Below are 16891 nucleotides of genomic sequence, written 5' to 3' on the forward strand. Positions count from 1 at the left end.
CAGCCAAAGCAGTAAGTGAGAGTACAATGTCGAATAAACCGTTTGTTTACCAGGATCCTTTTCCCCTCAAAAAGGATGACACCGAGTATTATCTCCTCAGCAGTGATTACGTCTCCGTCGCCGAATTTGCCGGCCAGGAAGTGCTAAAAGTCGACCCTCAGGCGCTGACCCTTCTGGCGCAGCATGCTTTCCACGACGCCTCCTTTATGCTTCGCCCGGCGCATCAGCAGCAGGTGGCGGATATCCTTAACGACCCGGAAGCCAGCGAAAACGACAAATACGTCGCGCTGCAGTTCCTGCGCAACTCGGATATCGCCGCCAGAGGCATTCTGCCCACCTGCCAGGACACCGGCACCGCGATCATCATGGGTAAAAAAGGCCAGCGCGTGTGGACCGGCGGCGGCGATGAAGCCGCGCTGGCGCAGGGTGTGTACAACACCTATATCCAGGACAACCTGCGCTACTCGCAGAACGCGCCGCTGGATATGTATAAAGAGGTTAACACCGGTACCAACCTGCCGGCGCAGATCGATCTTTATGCTACCGATGGCGATGAGTACAAATTCCTCTGCATCGCCAAGGGCGGCGGTTCGGCGAACAAAACCTATCTGTACCAGGAAACCAAAGCGCTGATCACCCCGGCGAAGCTGAAAAACTATCTCGTCGAGAAGATGCGCACCCTCGGCACCGCCGCCTGTCCGCCGTACCATATCGCCTTTGTGATTGGCGGGACGTCGGCGGAAGCGACGCTGAAGACCGTGAAGCTGGCCTCCACCAAATACTACGATGGCCTGCCGACGGAAGGTAACGAACATGGTCAGGCGTTCCGCGATGTGCAGCTGGAGCAAGAGCTGCTGCTGGAAGCGCAGAACCTCGGCCTCGGCGCGCAGTTCGGCGGGAAATACTTCGCCCACGATATCCGGGTGATCCGTCTGCCGCGTCACGGGGCTTCCTGCCCGGTAGGGATGGGCGTCTCCTGTTCCGCCGACCGCAACATCAAAGCCAAAATCAACCGCGACGGCATCTGGATCGAGAAGCTGGAGAGCAATCCGGGGAAATATATCCCTGAGCATCTGCGCCAGGCCGGGGAAGGCGAAGCGGTGAAGGTGAATCTTAACCAGCCGATGAGCGAGATCCTGGCGCTGCTGTCGCAGTACCCGGTGTCCACCCGTTTGTCGCTGAGCGGCACTATCATCGTGGCCCGCGATATCGCCCACGCCAAGCTGAAGGAGCTTATCGACAGCGGTGAATCACTGCCGCAGTACGTCAAAGATCACCCGATCTACTACGCGGGCCCGGCCAAGACGCCGGACGGTTACGCCTCCGGCTCTCTGGGGCCGACCACCGCAGGCCGCATGGATTCTTACGTCGATCTGCTGCAGTCGCACGGCGCGAGCAAGATCATGCTGGCGAAAGGCAACCGCAGCCAGCAGGTGACCGATGCGTGCCACAAACACGGCGGTTTCTACCTCGGCAGTATCGGCGGCCCGGCGGCGGTGCTGGCCCAGCAGAGCATCCGCAGCCTCGAGTGCGTGGCGTATCCGGAGCTGGGTATGGAGGCTATCTGGAAAATTGAAGTGGAAGATTTCCCGGCGTTTATCCTCGTCGATGATAAAGGCAATGACTTCTTCCAGCAGATCCAGACGTCGCAGTGCGCACGCTGCGTGAAGTAACCCTGGTCGCCCTTCGGGGCGGCTCTGGCCGATGACAAACCGGTTTTCGTTATTGTGATCGCCTTTCTGCCGGGTGGCGGCTTTCGCCTTACCCGGCCTACGAAAAAAGCAATATCAAACAGTTATGCAGTTCTCTGTAGGCCCGCGCAAGCGCAGCGCCGCCGGGCAATCCCGACGATTGCATTTTGTCAGCGGTCTAGGCCGCCCTTCGGGGCGGCTTTTTTATGTCGCTTCGCGGCACGAACCACCAAAACAACTTATAAATCTGGCCAATACTTAGTCTTTTAAGCAGGTGAGCTTTGTCGCTATGACGCACTTTGAATCCAAGGAGAAAGTAATGACAACGCATCGCAGTGAAAAAGACTCGATGGGCGCCATCGACGTCCCGGCCGATAAACTCTGGGGCGCCCAGACCCAGCGCTCGCTGGAGCATTTCCGCATCTCGACCGAAAAAATGCCCGGGGAGCTGATATACGCCCTGGCGCTGACCAAGCGGGCGGCGGCGAAGGTTAACCAGGATCTTGGGTTGCTGACGGCGGAGAAAGCCGGGGCGATCGTCGCTGCCGCTGACGAAGTCCTGGCCGGAAAGCACTCACAGGAGTTTCCTCTGGCTATCTGGCAGACCGGCTCCGGCACCCAAAGCAATATGAATATGAACGAGGTGCTGGCCAACCGCGCCAGTGAACTGCTGGGCGGTGAACGGGGGATGGCGCGAAAAATTCATCCCAATGACGATGTGAATAAGAGCCAGAGCTCAAATGACGTGTTCCCCACCGCCATGCACGTCGCGGCGCTGATTGCCCTGCGGGAAAAAGTGATCCCGTCGCTGCAGGCGCTGCGGGCGACGCTCAACGAAAAAGCAGTGGCCTTCAGGGATATCGTCAAGATCGGCCGCACCCATCTGCAGGACGCCACACCGCTCACGTTAGGCCAGGAGATCTCCGGCTGGGTGGCGATGCTGGACCATAGCCTGAAGCACATTGAAGCCAGCCAGCCGCATCTTGCCGAGCTGGCGCTGGGCGGGACGGCGGTAGGAACCGGGCTGAATACCCATCCGGAGTATGCCGTGCGGGTGGCGGCCGAGCTGGCGTCGCTCAGCGGACAGCCATTTGTCACCGCGCCGAACAAATTCGAAGCGCTGGCTACTGTGGATGCCCTGGTCCATGCCCACGGCGCGCTGAAAGGCCTGGCGGCGTCGCTGATGAAGATCGCTAACGATGTCCGTTGGCTGGCCTCCGGCCCCCGCTGCGGCATTGGCGAAATCGCCATCCCGGAGAATGAGCCGGGTTCTTCAATCATGCCAGGCAAGGTTAACCCAACCCAGTGCGAAGCGTTGACCATGGTCTGCTGCCAGGTGATGGGTAACGACGTGGCGGTGAATATCGGCGGCGCCTCGGGTAACTTTGAGCTTAACGTCTATCGTCCGATGGTCATCCACAATGTCCTGCAGTCGGTGCGTCTGCTGGCGGATGGTATGGAGAGCTTTAATGAGCACTGTGCGGTGGGTATTGAACCGAATCGCGAGCGGATCAGCCAGCTGCTCAATGAGTCGCTGATGCTGGTCACTGCGCTGAATACCCATATCGGCTACGACAAGGCGGCGGAAATCGCTAAAAAAGCGCACCATGAGGGGCTGACCCTCAAAGCCTCGGCGCTGGCGCTGGGCTACCTGACGGAAGCCGAATTCGACAGCTGGGTGCGCCCTGAGGAGATGGTCGGCAGCCTGGCTACTCGCTAGCCAGCCAGAGGTGCAGGCGCGGGATAAGTAATCTCAGCGACTGCGCCTCCGGTTTGTAGCGGTACTGGACATTGTTGGCGTCATAGTTCAGCAATTCGCCGATATCCGGGACGCTGACCCCCTGGCTGCCGGATATCAGCGCGATCAGCGGGCTGGGGCAGGCGTACTGCACTTGTTTCTGCTCGCTGGCGTACCAGACGCGGGCAATCGGCTGCACTTTCACCGGCCGTTTGATTTTCAGCCGCGCCCGCTGCGGCAGGGCGGCGATGTCCTGATACTCCCTCTCAAGCTTGCTCTGCCACTGCTCACGGGTCCACGGCGGCACCGCCCGCGGTGATTGCAGGCTTTTCTCCAGCATCATCAATACCTGGTCGCGGGTCAGGTTCTTGATCACATGTTTATTGGCCCAGCCGAAGCGGATGGTGCTCGGGTCGACGAGGGGCGTCAGCGTGCGGTAGGCGCTGAGGGTGATCAAGCCCGGCAGGTGGCGATGCACCCATTCAAAACGGGCAGTGGGGGGCAGGCCTGAATCGACGGTGACGATTTTCTCGAAGGTAGCCTTCAGGGCGTTAATATGCTGAATGCGCGCCAGCAGATCCTGCTGCTCCACGGCGGTGACCTGAAGGCAGATAGCCCCCGGCAGACGAACGGCGGCTTTGCTGCTGCGGGTTTCCGACTGCTGCTGGATAAACAGATGGCTGTAGTGGCGCAGGGTGAGGGTCAGCGCCGCCTTGCCGATGTGTTGCACCACCGGAATGTTGGCCAGCGGATCGTGCTCGGCATCCTTACTGACCGCCGGCAGTTCAAATACCCGGGCCGCCAGCAGCCGGCAGCTGCTTAGCGCCTGCTGGAGCGTCTGCAGCTCCAGCTCGATCTGACGAAAGGTATCATTCAGACGTTCAACAAGGTCGTAGCGAGCCATCGATTCACCTTAGTTACAACATACTATTCAGTTTTTGCAGCATACGCAGCGCGCGGCCTCTGCGCAAGTTTTATTCAGGCAGAGGTAAAATCGGGCAACTGATGATAAACCGGCCAGCTAAAGCAGAAGCGGGCGCCGCCGAGAGGGCTGGCCTCGCAGCGCACGTCACCGCCCATCGCCTGGGCAATACTGTGCACAATCGCCAGGCCGAGGCCGCATCCTCCGGTCGCCCGATCCCGGCTGGGGTCAAGACGGACAAAGGGCTCAAACACTCGCTCGCGCTCTTCAGGGGCAATGCCCGGGCCGTCATCCTCGACCTGCAACGAGGCACGCGATCCCTGCAGGGTCAGGCTGACCGCCACCCGCTGGGTGCTGTAGCGCAGGGCGTTATTTACCAGATTATCCAGTACCCGCTCCATCAGCCGCATATCCAGCGCGCCATAGTTGCCGTGGGTCAGCGTTGCCAGAGCGACCTCGCGCTGCGGGTTGACCATCTGAATATCCTCGACATGATCGCTGATCCAGGCGGGGAAATCAGGCGTCGTCAGGCTGAGTTCTGTCTGCGGGCGGTCGAGGCGGGCGTAGGTCAGGAGTTCTTCAATCAGCGCCTCCAGCTGGCCGATATCGCGGTTCAGCGCTTGCGATTCCGCCTCAGTGAGGTTTTCGCTCATCTCCAGACGGTAGCGCAGGCGGACCAGCGGCGTCCTGAGCTCATGGGCGATACCGTCAATCAGCTGCTTTTTACTGGCAATGAGGGCGTTAATGTTATCGGCCATCTGATTAAAGGCCACGCCGAGCCGTTCAAAGCTGGACATGCTGTCAAAATGAATGCGCTCGCTGAAGTGGCCTTCGCCAAAGCGCTGGGCAGCGGTTTCAATACGCAGCATGTCCTGCCAGTGCGGACGCATCCAGATAAACACCGGAAAGGCCAGCGAGATAGCGATAAACGCCATCAGCGCGATGTCCAGCAGGCGCATTTCATGCAGAAAATAGAGATAGGGCACCGGGCCCACCGACAGCACATAATGGCTACGGGGAATGCGCTGAATAAAGGTGTACTGGTCATCCAGCGCGACGATATCGCCGGCGCGCAGGTGCTGCATCGAGCTTTCCGACAGCTTGAATTTGCTCATTGGTTCGATGTGCAGATCGAACGACAGGTTCAGATCCAGCTCTTTGAGCGTCTTGCTCCAGTCGCGCGGCGGAATTTCCCGCAGCTCGCTGCGCATCAGATACAGCGAGCTTTTCATCAGATCGTCAAGCGACTGTCGTCCGGCGCGCTCAGCGGTAAATTTATAGACCAGGCCTACCAGCATGGTCATCACCAGAAAGCAGACGAAGAGCAAAAGATAGAACTGCACAAACAGCTTTTTCATTAAATCTCACTTAAATCAGAATGTTAGTTACCTATCTTTTGCCTTCATGGCGCGGTGTGATATGTGCCTTTCCGCTAAAGCGGTGATGCAGTAACGAAACCAGACCGCAGTCCAGGGCGTTTGTCACGGCAGAATATACCGTAAAAAATGACTTCTGCGTTTCACGCCCGGTTTAATGTGCTATCAAAGCAGGGTTCACCCTCACTGACAACATCCCGCAGGCATAAATAATGACGCAGCCCTTATAAGCGCAGCAGTCCGCCATCCACCACATACTGGCTACCCGTCACATACCCGGCATCATCCGATAATAAAAACAGCGCAACCGCCGCCGCTTCTTCCGGCGTTCCCGGGCGTTTTAGCGGCACGGTAGCCCTGATCTGCGTATCATACTGCTCGCGGAAGGGGGCGGGGATCGCGTCAAGCAGAGGGGTATCGATTGCCCCGGGCACCAGCGCGTTAACTCTGATCCCGCGGGCGGCGAAGGCCGTTGCCCAGCTGCGAACCAGGGCCAGCTGCGCGCCTTTGCTGGCGGCATAGAGCGCCGCCAGTGGCGTGCCTTCGTAGGCGGCCGTAGAGGCGGTGATGACCACCGAGGCTCCGGTCTTCAAAAAACGCGAAAGTGCGGCGATTTGCAGGACGGCAGAACGAACATTGTTGGCCATGATGGTATCGAACTGCGTTTCGGTGGTATTTTCCACCGTTGAAAAGGCGAGCTGGCCGGCGTTCAGCCACAGGCCATCCAGCATGCCAAATGATTCTACAGACTCGGCGAGGGCATGCGCTGCCTCAGGTTCCGCGCCATCGTTCTGGAGAAACCAGGCGCGCTCGGGCAGCACTGCGCGTAACGATTCCAGTTTTTGCTGATGGCGTCCGGTCAGCATCACTTCGCCCCCTTCATCAATAATGCGCATTGCCCCTGCGAGACCAATACCGCTGCTCGCCCCTGTAATCACAATTTTCTTACCTGAGAACCGTCCCATTGTCTCTCCCGTACCGCGTGAGTGTTGAGTTAAGTCACACTAGAACAATGAAAATTTATTGTAAAACGACCATCTTTGGGGGGCCCGGCGTGTTGCGCCTTGCCATCTTTGTGGCGCCGCTATAACCGGTATAGATAGCGTCATCCGGGATGATATCGGCCGGGAATATCTGAATTAGTGACGTTGTCACAAATTAATTTTAACCACCAGACCTGCGCCTTCCAGGGAATCGAGCGGGGTATCGCTACTCGCGAAAGTAGGGAATATCTACCGGATAGGTGGTCGTCAGGCTTAGCAGCCGACAGCGCACCAGCTTTTCCGTTTCGGCATACCAGTAAGCAAACTCGCCGGTGGTTTGGTGGTAAATCATCTGATCGAGGTTGGCAAACGGGATCACCAGCAGCGGTCCCTGGCGAACGTGGCCGCCTCCCGTTTCAAAGTGATGCTGTCCCCAGGATTGCTGGGTATGTTCATAGCGGTGGAGGATCACCTCGATTTGCCCGCGCTGCGGACAGAGGAGTCGAATATCGGCGTTGTCGAGGGAAAAAGCCCAGCCAGAGAGTGAAGTGAAGAGTGAGAGTGCCAAAAGTACAACGTATTTCATCATGCAAAAGTCCTGTGTTTTCAGGCTTTATGCCACTCTGATAACGGTAAGTCCTTGAGCACAATCATATTGAGGGCTTATGTGATGGGGAACTGTACGGCTAAACCTATTGATTTACGTAATATGACAAATTCGCGGCGGGCAGCCAGCGCGCAGAGGGAAACCCGCGCAGTTGCCCTAAGCAGCAAAGCTGAGGCGGTTATCGTCGCGGAGTGCGCCATAAAACGGGCCCCTCGCAGGGCCGAGGAAGAAGCTTAGTTGTCCCAGGCGTGAGGGGCGAACAGGTAGCCTTTGTTGCGAACGGTCTTAATCCGATAAGGCTCCGTGGCGTTGTCGAGCAGTTTTTTACGCAGGCGGGAGATGGCGACGTCGACGCTGCGATCCATCCCGTCGTAGGTGACACCGCGTAAATTTTTCAGCAGCGCGTCGCGGTCCATAATTTGCCCGGCATGGGTGGCCAGCTCCCACAGCAGATCGAAATCGGCCGTCGACAATGCGACGCTTTCCCCGCCGAGCAGCACCTGGCGGTTGACCGGGTCGATGGTCAGCGAACCAAAGGAGATGGTTTTATGTGGCGTGAGCGTTGAGGAGGTACCGGCGCCCGCCGGAGCGATATGCTGGCGTAGATGCAGACGCAGTCGCGCGAGAAGTACCGCTGGCGGCGTGGTTTTCAGGATATAATCGCTGGCGCCCATCTCCAGGGAGAGGATATGGTTCATATCGCTGTCGAGCGAGGTCAGCAGGACAATGGGCCCTTGCCATTGCCCGCGCAGGTCGCGGCAGAGCGTCATCCCGTCTTTGCCGGGCAGCATAATGTCCAGCAGCACGAGGTCCGGTTTCTCCCGCGCGATCACGTCCTCTGCGCGGTCGCCGCGAGGCTCGACCACCACATCCATATCATGCTTGCCGAGATAGGCGGCGATCAGCGCCCCTACCTCAGGGTCATCCTCAACAAAAACGATTTTATTCATGTCTATTGCACATCAGTAAAAGAAGTAACATACACCGCGCTTATTTTACCCGCCATTACTCTTTTATAAACAGCGCTATTTCCGCTATGCTGCGCTAACTTGTTGATTCATTGTTAAGGCATACGGACATGGGGCTGTTAATCAAAGGGCTGCTGGGTGCGCTGGTGGTGGTGCTGATTGGCGTGCTGGCAAAAACGAAAAATTACGCTCTCGCCGGGCTGATCCCGCTGTTTCCCACCTTTGCGCTCATCGCCCACTATATCGTCGCCAGCGAGCGCGGTATTGAAGCCCTGCGCACCACCATCGTGTTCGGCATGTGGTCGATCGTTCCCTATTTTGTCTATTTGTTATCGCTGTGGTACTTCACCGGGATCATGCGCCTGCCGTTGGCGCTGGCAGGCGCAGTGGGATGCTGGGGGCTATGCGCCTGGCTGCTGATTGTTGGCTGGAGCCGCTTCCACTAGCGCAGCGGGCGACCACCGTCGACAGCGAATGACCGGCCGGTGACATAGCGGCTGGTAAACAGGTAGTCGATAAGGTCGCTAATCTCTTTTTCGCCTGGGGCAATTTTCATCAGCGATTTATCCAGCGCCTGCTGACGATAGGCTTCGTCATCACTCTCATTAAATATGATCAGCGACGGGGCGATGGCGTTGACCTTGATCTCCGGCGCCAGCTTGCGGGCGAAGGAGCGGGTCATATTGTCCAGCGCGGCTTTGCTGGCGGCGTAGGCGATATGTTTATCGCTGCCGCGCTCCACGACGTAATCGGTAATATGGATAATATCACTGGCGGCATGGCCGTGGCCGCGCAGCAGATCCTCCAGCGCGTGGTTGAGCAGATAGGGGGCATGGACGTGGATCTGCATCATGCGGTTGATCACTGTGCTCAGCGCGACCCCCGGTTTCTCCGCCATCCAGTCGCTGGCGTTGTGGATGATGGCGCGCAGGCCGCTGGTATGCGATTTGACCGCCTCGGCGAAGGTCAGTATGCCGTCATCGCTGCTGAAATCGGCCTGCAGACAGAGGGCGCCCGCGTCGCGCAGGCCATCGATCGCCGGATAGGGCGTGCGATAGCTGACGATGACCGGCTGGTGTTGCAGCAGAAAATGGTGTGCCAGCGCGAGACCGATGCGGCGGCCTCCTCCTGTGATCAGAACCGGGCGGGGCTGTTGTTCAGCCATGGGTATCTCCTATGCGTTCTGCGGCAGGGCGACCGCTTACCCCACCAGCATCCACGTTGCCGGCACAGCGGCAACCAGCAATAAACCAATTAGCGCCAATTCGCGGCGTTTGAGCGAACGATCGTGCTGGTGCGTACGTCGAGCGTACAAAAAGACCAGAAGACCCGGAGCGTAAAGTACCACCGACAACAGTAAATGCACAGGTCCCGACGCGTATAATAACCATAAGCCATAAATGCAGGCGCCGATACCCACCGCTTTGTGCAGCGGGCGGGTGGCGATTTTCAGCAGAAAGGCGCCAACCAGCAGATAGGGGACGAGGATCATCTCTGAGGCGATGGTCAGTAGGGTGCCGTAGTCCGACCCGGTCAACCAGATCAGCACCAGCGATGCCTGAACGCTGATATTGGTCAGCCACAGCGAGGCGGACGGGGCATTGTTGCTGTTCTGGCGGGCAAACAGGCGCGGGAAGGCTTTATGCGTGGCGGCCAGGAACGGCACTTCCGCAGCCATGATGGTCCAGCTCAGGTAGGCGCCACACACCGACACGATCAGGCCCGCCGCAATCACGATTTCTCCCCACGAGCCCATCATGTTGACCATCAGTCCCGCCATCGACGGGTTACGCATGCCGGCCAGTTCACTGCGCGGCACCACGCCCAGTGACAGCAGGGTGACCAGCAGATAAACCGCGAGGGCAGAGATGACCGCCAGCAGCGTTGCGCGACCGACATCGCGCTTATGCCGGGCGCGGGCAGAAACCACGACGGCACCTTCCACGCCGATAAACACCCACAGGGTGATCAGCATGGTGTTTTTAACCTGCTCCCATACGGGTATACCCAGTGCCAGCCCACGGAAATCGAGGCGAAACGTATCCAGCTGGAAGGCCAGGGCGGCGAGCGCGATAAACGCGCCCAGCGGCAGGAGTTTGGCGAGGGTGGCCACCAGATTAATCCCCGCCGCCGTCTGCACGCCGCGCAGAACCAGAAAATGGACAACCCACAGCAGAACTGAAGCGCCAGCGATAGACTGCCAGGTGTTGCCATCGCCAAACAGGCGCAGCTCAGGGGTATCGGTGAAGAAACTGAGCGCCGAAAAGACGATCACCAGATAGGAGACGTTGGCGATCACCGCACAGAGCCAATATCCCCAGGCGGAACAGAAGCCAATCAGCTCACCGAACCCTTCGCGGGCGTAGGTGAAGATCCCGCCGTCGAGGTCGGGGCGAATTCGGGTTAACAGCAGCATGGCGAAGGCGAGGAACAGGATCCCGACGCCGGTGATGGCCCAGCCGATAAGCAAAGCGGAGGGGCTGGCTACGGCAGCCATATTTTGCGGCAAACTGAATACGCCAGCGCCGAGCATTGAGCTAAGGACCAGGGCGGTCAGGGCGCTCAGGCCCAGTTTCTTTTCCATTGCATTCCCGAGGTGAAAATGGCTGTTCCAGAATATTTATTTTGCGAAATCGCATAAAAATGGAGGATTGCGCTAAGGCGCGGGATTTTACGGAGTGTCCGGGAGCCATGCAATGGCGGGGGATGAAAAAAAATGAAAAGGCGGCATTGCGCCGCCTTTTTAGCCAGTCAGCAGTGATTATTTGTACAAATCGGCGCTGATGGTGATGTTGCCGCCGCGTTCCTGCCACTGGCGGGTAATGTGATAGTACTTCGCCCCTTTCTTCGCCGCGCGTTTCGCCGTCTGATAGGAGATTTCGGTCATGTTGCCGTAGTTGCCGGTGAACTGGATATTATCAAACGGCACCATTTGCGCCGCGGTCACTTTGTTTACTTCTTCGACTTTGGTGCCGTCCGGCAACGTGACAGTGTAACGCCCGCCTTTGGACGACTGGGTCTCGAAGAAACGACCGACGCCAGTGCCTGACCCTACAGCTGCAGTGGTGGCGACGCCCGGGATTTCCACAGTTTTTGCCGCTTCGCCGCCTTTGGCCAGCGCTGCGCGACCGGCGTCAGAGTCCGCCGGAATGGCGTCAGGGCTCTGCAGTACGCGTTTCTCAGCATCTTTTTTATAGATATAAGCGGTAATGCGCTGGTTGCCACCCTGGTTGGCATCCACCTGGCGCACGATAAAGAACGCATAGGCGCCTTTCGCTTTTGCCGCTTTGGTGATGGCATCGTTCACTTCCGGCTGACTGCGATAGAAGCCCTGAACGGTGACGGTGTCGTAAGGCATCAGTGCAACAGCCTGATCTTTCGGCAGTTCTACCACGCCATTGATGATGCGATTTTTCGGCGTATCCGCTTGTGGTGCGTTGTCTTTATAGAGGTCAGCCGTGACGCGCCAGTTGCCGCCATTGCCGTAGTCCGACGTGTCGACAACATAGAATGAGGCCGCGCCGTCTTTGTCGGCTTTGCGCGATACCGCCTGTACCGCGTCGCCAATGGCATTAAACCGGCCGGTGACGACAACGCGATCGTAGGGCTTCAGCGCAGCCGCCTGCTCCGGGGTCAACTCGGTCGCTGCATGGGCAGACAACGTGGCGGTTGTCAGGAGAGCAGACGCCAGGAGGGTGTTTTTAAGCTTCATAAAAATAATCCTTTGCCTTGCGCAAACCATATACTGGTGTTGTTGTTGACTGAAAACGTTTGATTATTGCATTTAATCGTTGTGACTGTCTGCGTCATTTTTTGCTTGCCGCCCGAATCGTATACTACGGAAAGATAACATTTTTCGATATGTTGAAAAAACAGCCGCTTGAGCAGCAAAAACGATAATCGATACCACTTTTATTAGTTAACGTAATGTTAATACAATGATCTCAATGGCGATAAATGGCGTTTTATACCACTGGATAAGCGGATTATCAGGCCTGAGTGAGAAATTCAGGTAAATATTGCTGCCCGGAACCATCTGTGCTGACAATAAGCAATAAAATCAAAATTTCTGTTTTATCGCTGTAGATCACAATCGCTATTTTCAGTAGGTTATAAAAAGTTTGTTACTGTTTCATTTTGCAGACAGCGGAAGATGGCGAGGAAGATTTCGCCGTCTTGTCGTTGTTGGTCAGAAAAGTAAACCATCATCAAAAACCGATGGAAGGGAAAACTATGCGTATTGGTGTACCACAAGAGAGGCTAGCCCAGGAGACCCGGGCCGCCGCCACGCCGAAGACCGTTGAGCAATTGCTTAAACTCGGCTTTAGCGTCGCGGTAGAAAGCGGTGCCGGGAAACTGGCCAGCTTTGACGATGCAGCCTTTACCCAGGCAGGGGCTGAGATCGTCACGGGCAACGAGGTGTGGCAGTCTGACGTCATCCTCAAGGTTAATGCCCCAAATGACGATGAAATTGCGCTGCTGAATCCGGGAACTACGCTGATAAGTTTTATCTGGCCTGCGCAAAACCCGCAGCTGATGGAAAAACTGGCGGCCCGTAATATCAACGTGATGGCGATGGATTCGGTGCCGCGTATTTCTCGCGCCCAGTCGCTGGATGCGCTCAGCTCAATGGCGAATATCGCCGGCTATCGCGCAATCGTTGAGGCGGCTCATGAATTCGGCCGTTTCTTTACCGGGCAGATTACGGCGGCAGGCAAAGTTCCGCCCGCGAAGGTGATGGTCATCGGCGCCGGGGTGGCCGGTCTGGCCGCGATTGGCGCCGCTAACAGCCTGGGCGCTATCGTTCGCGCCTTTGATACCCGTCCGGAGGTGAAGGAGCAGGTGCAGAGTATGGGCGCCGAGTTCCTCGAGCTGGACTTTAAAGAGGAAGCGGGCAGCGGCGACGGCTATGCCAAGGTGATGTCTGAGGCCTTTATTAAGGCCGAAATGGCGCTCTTCGCCGCCCAGGCGAAAGATGTCGATATCATCGTCACCACGGCGTTAATTCCGGGTAAACCGGCGCCGAAGCTGATCACCCGCGAAATGGTTGATTCCATGAAGTCGGGCAGCGTGGTGGTCGACCTCGCCTCGCAAAACGGCGGCAACTGTGAGTACACCGTACCTGGCGAAGTGGTAACCACCGCCAACGGCGTGAAAATTATCGGTTACACCGACCTGCCGGGCCGTCTGCCGACCCAGTCCTCCCAGCTCTACGGCACCAACCTGGTTAACCTGCTGAAGCTGCTGTGCAAAGAGAAAGATGGCAACATTGTTATCGATTTCGATGACGTGGTGGTGCGCGGCGTGACCGTGGTGCGTGAAGGCGAAATCACCTGGCCGGCGCCGCCGATTCAGGTCTCCGCTCAGCCGCAGGCTGCGGCGAAAAAAGTAGAAGCGCCGAAAGAAGCGGCAAAACCGGTATCCCCATGGCGTAAATATGCCCTGATAGCGCTGGCGATTATCCTCTTCGGCTGGCTGGCCAACGTCGCGCCAAAAGAGTTCCTTGGCCATTTCACCGTCTTCGCGCTGGCCTGCGTAGTGGGTTACTACGTGGTATGGAACGTCTCCCATGCGCTGCATACGCCGCTGATGTCGGTGACGAACGCGATTTCGGGCATTATCGTTGTTGGTGCGTTGTTGCAGATAGGCCACGGGGGCTGGGTCAGCTTCCTGAGCTTTATCGCGGTACTGATCGCCAGCATTAATATTTTCGGTGGTTTTACCGTGACTCAGCGCATGCTGAAAATGTTTCGCAAAGGATAAGGGGTAGCACATGTCTGGTGGATTAGTTACAGCTGCATACATTGTTGCCGCAATCCTGTTTATTTTCAGCCTGGCGGGTCTGTCGAAACACGAAACGTCGCAGCAGGGCAACTATTTCGGTATCGCCGGGATGGCCATCGCCCTGATCGCCACGATTCTGGGGCCGGACGCCGGCAACGTCGGTTGGATCATCCTCGCGATGGTGATCGGCGGAGCGATCGGTATTCGTCTGGCGAAGAAGGTCGAGATGACCGAGATGCCGGAGCTGGTGGCTATCCTGCACAGCTTCGTGGGCCTGGCGGCGGTGCTGGTGGGTTTTAACAGCTACCTGCAGCATGAAACCGGGATGGAGCAGATTTTGGTCAATATCCATTTGACCGAAGTGTTCCTCGGCATCTTCATCGGTGCAGTCACCTTCACCGGTTCGGTGGTGGCGTTCGGTAAACTGCGCGGCAAAATTTCCTCGAAGCCGCTGATGCTGCCCAATCGCCATAAGCTGAACCTGGCGGCGCTGGTGGTCTCCTTCGTACTGATGGTGATTTTTGTTCGCGCCGACAGCACCGGCACCCAGGTCCTGTGCCTGCTGGTGATGACCGCGATCGCGCTGGCCTTCGGCTGGCACCTGGTGGCTTCTATCGGCGGCGCGGACATGCCGGTGGTGGTTTCCATGCTGAACTCCTACTCGGGTTGGGCGGCAGCGGCAGCGGGCTTTATGCTGAGCAATGACCTGCTGATCGTCACCGGCGCGCTGGTGGGTTCTTCCGGTGCCATCCTCTCTTACATTATGTGTAAGGCGATGAACCGCTCCTTTATCAGCGTGATTGCCGGCGGCTTCGGCACCGATGGGTCTTCCAGCGGCGGCGATGAAGAAGTGGGCGAGCATCACGAGATTAGCGCGGAAGAGACGGCGGAGATGCTGAAAAACTCGCAGTCGGTGATCATCACCCCCGGCTACGGTATGGCGGTGGCTCAGGCGCAGTATCCGGTGGCAGAAATTACCGAGAAGCTGCGGGCGCGGGGTATCAAAGTACGCTTTGGTATTCACCCGGTGGCCGGGCGTCTGCCGGGGCATATGAACGTGCTGCTGGCGGAAGCCAAAGTGCCTTACGACATCGTGCTGGAGATGGATGAGATCAACGACGATTTCAGCGATACCGACACCGTGCTGGTGATTGGCGCCAACGACACTGTCAACCCGGCGGCGCAGGACGATCCGAAGAGTCCTATCGCGGGTATGCCAGTGCTGGAAGTCTGGAAAGCGCAGAACGTGGTGGTCTTTAAGCGTTCGATGAACACTGGCTACGCCGGCGTACAGAACCCGCTGTTCTTCAAAGAGAACACCCATATGCTGTTTGGGGATGCGAAAGCCAGCGTCGATGCGATCCTGAAAGCGCTGTAATGTAGCACGTTTGTTTTACAACGTTTGTTTATAAGCCGTCTCCTGTGAGACGGCTTTTTTATATACGGGGCGGCACCTGGAATTGTTCATAAAATAAGCGGCAAGAGGTGATATAATGTCCCGGTTATTACATCAGACAGAGGATATTATGGATACCGAGTTAACCCCAACGCAGATGGCCATCGAATTCTTACGCCGCGACACTACCGCCATGACCCCAGCGCAGTATCTGAAAAAGCTGAAACTGCTGGAGCTGGAGTTTGCTGACCTGATGGCGCTCTCATCGCTGGAGCTGAAAGAAGAGATCGATCTGGCCTGGCGTCTGGGTATCCACTAAGCCATTCTCGCTGGACAGTGACAGGGGCCGCCAGCGGCCCTTTTTTTGTGCCTGACTGGCAGCAAGCAAAAAAATCCCCCGCGGGGCGGGGGAAGATGAGCGGTACGAGAAGAGGGTTAATCGTCGTCGTCGTCGTCCAGTTCCACCGGCGTCTGGTAGGCCTCCGGTTTGAGTACCAGCAGGTCGCAGCGCAGATGATCGACCACCTGTTCCGCCGTATTGCCGAGGAACGCTGCTGACAGGCCGGTACGTCCGACCGTTCCCAGCACCACGATCCCCGCCTGCAGATGCTCGGCGAGATCCGGGATCACCTCCTCAGGCAGGCCTTTTTCCACATGGGTGAATTTCTCATCGATGCCAAACTTCTGCCGCAGCGCTTTCATCGCCAGCAGGTGCTGACCGCGAATGGCGTCGTTGTAGACGCTGGGATCAAAATCCGGTAGCTCAATCGCGATATTGATGGGGGTCACCGGATAGGCGCCGATGAGATGTACTTCGGTATGGTTGACTTCTTTCGCCAGCGACAGTGTCTCCCGAACCAGCTTTTCGTTCAGGGTATTGTGATAATTCTCTTCGCTGGCAAGGTTGACCGCGACCAGCGCTTTGCCACCTTCCGGCCACGGTTGGTCTTTCACCATCCACACCGGGCACGGGCACTTACGCAGCAGATGCCAGTCGGTCGGGGTGAAGATCACCGCCTCCAGTTTGTCGTGCTGGTGGGCCATCTTCAACAGCAAATCGTGTTTCTCGCTAATGACTTCCTGAATAATGGCTTCGAAGGGGCGGTTGTGCCACACCACTTTCACGTCAATCGGCACACCCGATTCAATATAGAATTTCGCCTGCTCGCGGATCCAGGCCGTACGTTGGGCAATGACGCCCTGGCGCATCGCCGTGCGTTCGTCCGGTGACAGCAGGGTGGTCATTTCATAAGAAAAATCATAGATCGGCAAAAAGGCTTTGATGCGTCCACCAATCCGTTGGTGCAGGTACACCGCGCGCCTAAGTGCCGGCTGGTCGTCCTGGTTAGGATCGATTACTACCAGCATGCTCTGATACTTCGCCATACAGGGTCTCCTTACAACTGCAGCTACCGTCAGTTACTAA

15 protein-coding genes are annotated in these 16891 nt (G+C 57.4%); 6 read left to right on the top strand and 9 right to left on the bottom strand.

Annotation, left to right across the window (positions count from 1 at the left end; translation table 11 throughout):
- Positions 1 to 26: 26 nt before the first annotated feature.
- Both fumA and fumC read left to right on the top strand, forming a co-directional pair.
- Entirely contained in the window at positions 27 to 1673 is a 1647-nt protein-coding gene (gene fumA / locus CWM54_RS04060; RefSeq protein ID WP_100696087.1) for a class I fumarate hydratase FumA, read from the top strand.
- 337 nt (positions 1674 to 2010) lie between these two features.
- A complete protein-coding gene (fumC, locus tag CWM54_RS04065) occupies positions 2011 to 3411 on the top strand; it encodes a class II fumarate hydratase (RefSeq protein WP_061154746.1) in 1401 nt (466 codons plus the stop codon).
- On the opposite strand, the gene tus is transcribed toward fumC, so the two are convergent.
- The 5 genes from tus to rstA all read right to left on the bottom strand — a co-directional run bounded on the left by tus (position 3401) and on the right by rstA (position 8267).
- Positions 3401 to 4333 (bottom strand): DNA replication terminus site-binding protein, encoded by a 933-nt coding sequence (tus, locus tag CWM54_RS04070; protein WP_100680121.1) that lies wholly within the window; start codon positions 4331 to 4333, stop codon positions 3401 to 3403. The two genes, fumC and tus, sit on opposite strands and share 11 nt — an antisense overlap.
- A gap of 74 nt (positions 4334 to 4407) precedes the next feature.
- The gene (gene rstB / locus CWM54_RS04075) at positions 4408 to 5709 is read right to left on the bottom strand and encodes a two-component system sensor histidine kinase RstB (RefSeq protein ID WP_061154744.1); all 1302 of its coding nucleotides are present in this window, start codon (positions 5707 to 5709) and stop codon (positions 4408 to 4410) included.
- A 242-nt stretch (positions 5710 to 5951) separates the two neighbouring features.
- Positions 5952 to 6692 carry an SDR family oxidoreductase gene (locus CWM54_RS04080; protein ID WP_100680122.1) on the bottom strand — a complete coding sequence of 247 codons (741 nt, stop codon included), beginning with the start codon at positions 6690 to 6692 and terminating at the stop codon, positions 5952 to 5954.
- 244 nt (positions 6693 to 6936) lie between these two features.
- Positions 6937 to 7299 carry a hypothetical protein gene (locus CWM54_RS04085; protein ID WP_061154742.1) on the bottom strand — a complete coding sequence of 121 codons (363 nt, stop codon included), beginning with the start codon at positions 7297 to 7299 and terminating at the stop codon, positions 6937 to 6939.
- A gap of 251 nt (positions 7300 to 7550) precedes the next feature.
- Complete coding sequence (gene rstA, locus CWM54_RS04090) at positions 7551 to 8267, bottom strand: two-component system response regulator RstA (RefSeq protein ID WP_100680124.1); 717 nt, start codon at positions 8265 to 8267, stop codon at positions 7551 to 7553.
- 128 nt (positions 8268 to 8395) lie between these two features.
- On the opposite strand from rstA, the gene CWM54_RS04095 reads away from it, so the two are divergent.
- Positions 8396 to 8731, top strand: coding sequence for a GlpM family protein (locus tag CWM54_RS04095; protein WP_061154740.1), 336 nt, complete (start codon positions 8396 to 8398; stop codon positions 8729 to 8731).
- Here the strand turns inward: CWM54_RS04095 and folM are convergent.
- The 3 genes from folM to ydgH form a co-directional block, all read right to left on the bottom strand.
- Positions 8728 to 9450 carry a dihydromonapterin reductase gene (gene folM, locus CWM54_RS04100; RefSeq protein WP_100680125.1) on the bottom strand — a complete coding sequence of 241 codons (723 nt, stop codon included), beginning with the start codon at positions 9448 to 9450 and terminating at the stop codon, positions 8728 to 8730. The genes CWM54_RS04095 and folM overlap by 4 nt on opposite strands.
- Positions 9451 to 9486: 36 nt before the next feature.
- Positions 9487 to 10869 (bottom strand): amino acid permease, encoded by a 1383-nt coding sequence (locus CWM54_RS04105; protein WP_061154738.1) that lies wholly within the window; start codon positions 10867 to 10869, stop codon positions 9487 to 9489.
- Between the two features lie 177 nt (positions 10870 to 11046).
- Positions 11047 to 11997, bottom strand: a complete 951-nt coding sequence (gene ydgH / locus CWM54_RS04115; protein WP_061154737.1) for a DUF1471 family protein YdgH — start codon at positions 11995 to 11997, stop codon at positions 11047 to 11049.
- Positions 11998 to 12518: 521 nt separating this feature from the next.
- Between ydgH and pntA the strand changes: the two genes are divergently transcribed.
- From pntA to CWM54_RS04135, 3 genes are all read left to right on the top strand, one after another.
- Positions 12519 to 14048 carry a Re/Si-specific NAD(P)(+) transhydrogenase subunit alpha gene (gene pntA, locus CWM54_RS04125; protein WP_023340072.1) on the top strand — a complete coding sequence of 510 codons (1530 nt, stop codon included), beginning with the start codon at positions 12519 to 12521 and terminating at the stop codon, positions 14046 to 14048.
- A gap of 10 nt (positions 14049 to 14058) precedes the next feature.
- Positions 14059 to 15447 carry a Re/Si-specific NAD(P)(+) transhydrogenase subunit beta gene (gene pntB / locus CWM54_RS04130; protein ID WP_100680126.1) on the top strand — a complete coding sequence of 463 codons (1389 nt, stop codon included), beginning with the start codon at positions 14059 to 14061 and terminating at the stop codon, positions 15445 to 15447.
- Positions 15448 to 15595: 148 nt separating this feature from the next.
- Positions 15596 to 15784: a YdiH family protein gene (locus CWM54_RS04135; protein WP_061156371.1), complete on the top strand. Its 189-nt coding sequence runs from the start codon at positions 15596 to 15598 to the stop codon at positions 15782 to 15784.
- Between the two features lie 116 nt (positions 15785 to 15900).
- On the opposite strand, the gene uspE is transcribed toward CWM54_RS04135, so the two are convergent.
- Positions 15901 to 16851 carry a universal stress protein UspE gene (uspE, locus tag CWM54_RS04140; RefSeq protein WP_061154735.1) on the bottom strand — a complete coding sequence of 317 codons (951 nt, stop codon included), beginning with the start codon at positions 16849 to 16851 and terminating at the stop codon, positions 15901 to 15903.
- Positions 16852 to 16891 lie beyond the last annotated feature (40 nt).

Origin of the sequence: Klebsiella sp. D-Nf1, assembly GCF_002810515.1 — a bacterium.
Taxonomy (GTDB): Bacteria; Pseudomonadota; Gammaproteobacteria; order Enterobacterales; family Enterobacteriaceae; genus Klebsiella; species Klebsiella variicola.

Coding starts and splice junctions, on each gene's coding strand:
- fumA (WP_100696087.1), top strand. CDS start 27: ATGTCGAATAAACCGTTTGTTTACCAGGATCCTTTTCCCCTCAAAAAG.
- fumC (WP_061154746.1), top strand. CDS start 2,011: ATGACAACGCATCGCAGTGAAAAAGACTCGATGGGCGCCATCGACGTC.
- tus (WP_100680121.1), bottom strand. CDS start 4,333: ATGGCTCGCTACGACCTTGTTGAACGTCTGAATGATACCTTTCGTCAG.
- rstB (WP_061154744.1), bottom strand. CDS start 5,709: ATGAAAAAGCTGTTTGTGCAGTTCTATCTTTTGCTCTTCGTCTGCTTT.
- CWM54_RS04080 (WP_100680122.1), bottom strand. CDS start 6,692: ATGGGACGGTTCTCAGGTAAGAAAATTGTGATTACAGGGGCGAGCAGC.
- CWM54_RS04085 (WP_061154742.1), bottom strand. CDS start 7,299: ATGATGAAATACGTTGTACTTTTGGCACTCTCACTCTTCACTTCACTC.
- rstA (WP_100680124.1), bottom strand. CDS start 8,267: ATGAATAAAATCGTTTTTGTTGAGGATGACCCTGAGGTAGGGGCGCTG.
- CWM54_RS04095 (WP_061154740.1), top strand. CDS start 8,396: ATGGGGCTGTTAATCAAAGGGCTGCTGGGTGCGCTGGTGGTGGTGCTG.
- folM (WP_100680125.1), bottom strand. CDS start 9,450: ATGGCTGAACAACAGCCCCGCCCGGTTCTGATCACAGGAGGAGGCCGC.
- CWM54_RS04105 (WP_061154738.1), bottom strand. CDS start 10,869: ATGGAAAAGAAACTGGGCCTGAGCGCCCTGACCGCCCTGGTCCTTAGC.
- ydgH (WP_061154737.1), bottom strand. CDS start 11,997: ATGAAGCTTAAAAACACCCTCCTGGCGTCTGCTCTCCTGACAACCGCC.
- pntA (WP_023340072.1), top strand. CDS start 12,519: ATGCGTATTGGTGTACCACAAGAGAGGCTAGCCCAGGAGACCCGGGCC.
- pntB (WP_100680126.1), top strand. CDS start 14,059: ATGTCTGGTGGATTAGTTACAGCTGCATACATTGTTGCCGCAATCCTG.
- CWM54_RS04135 (WP_061156371.1), top strand. CDS start 15,596: ATGGATACCGAGTTAACCCCAACGCAGATGGCCATCGAATTCTTACGC.
- uspE (WP_061154735.1), bottom strand. CDS start 16,851: ATGGCGAAGTATCAGAGCATGCTGGTAGTAATCGATCCTAACCAGGAC.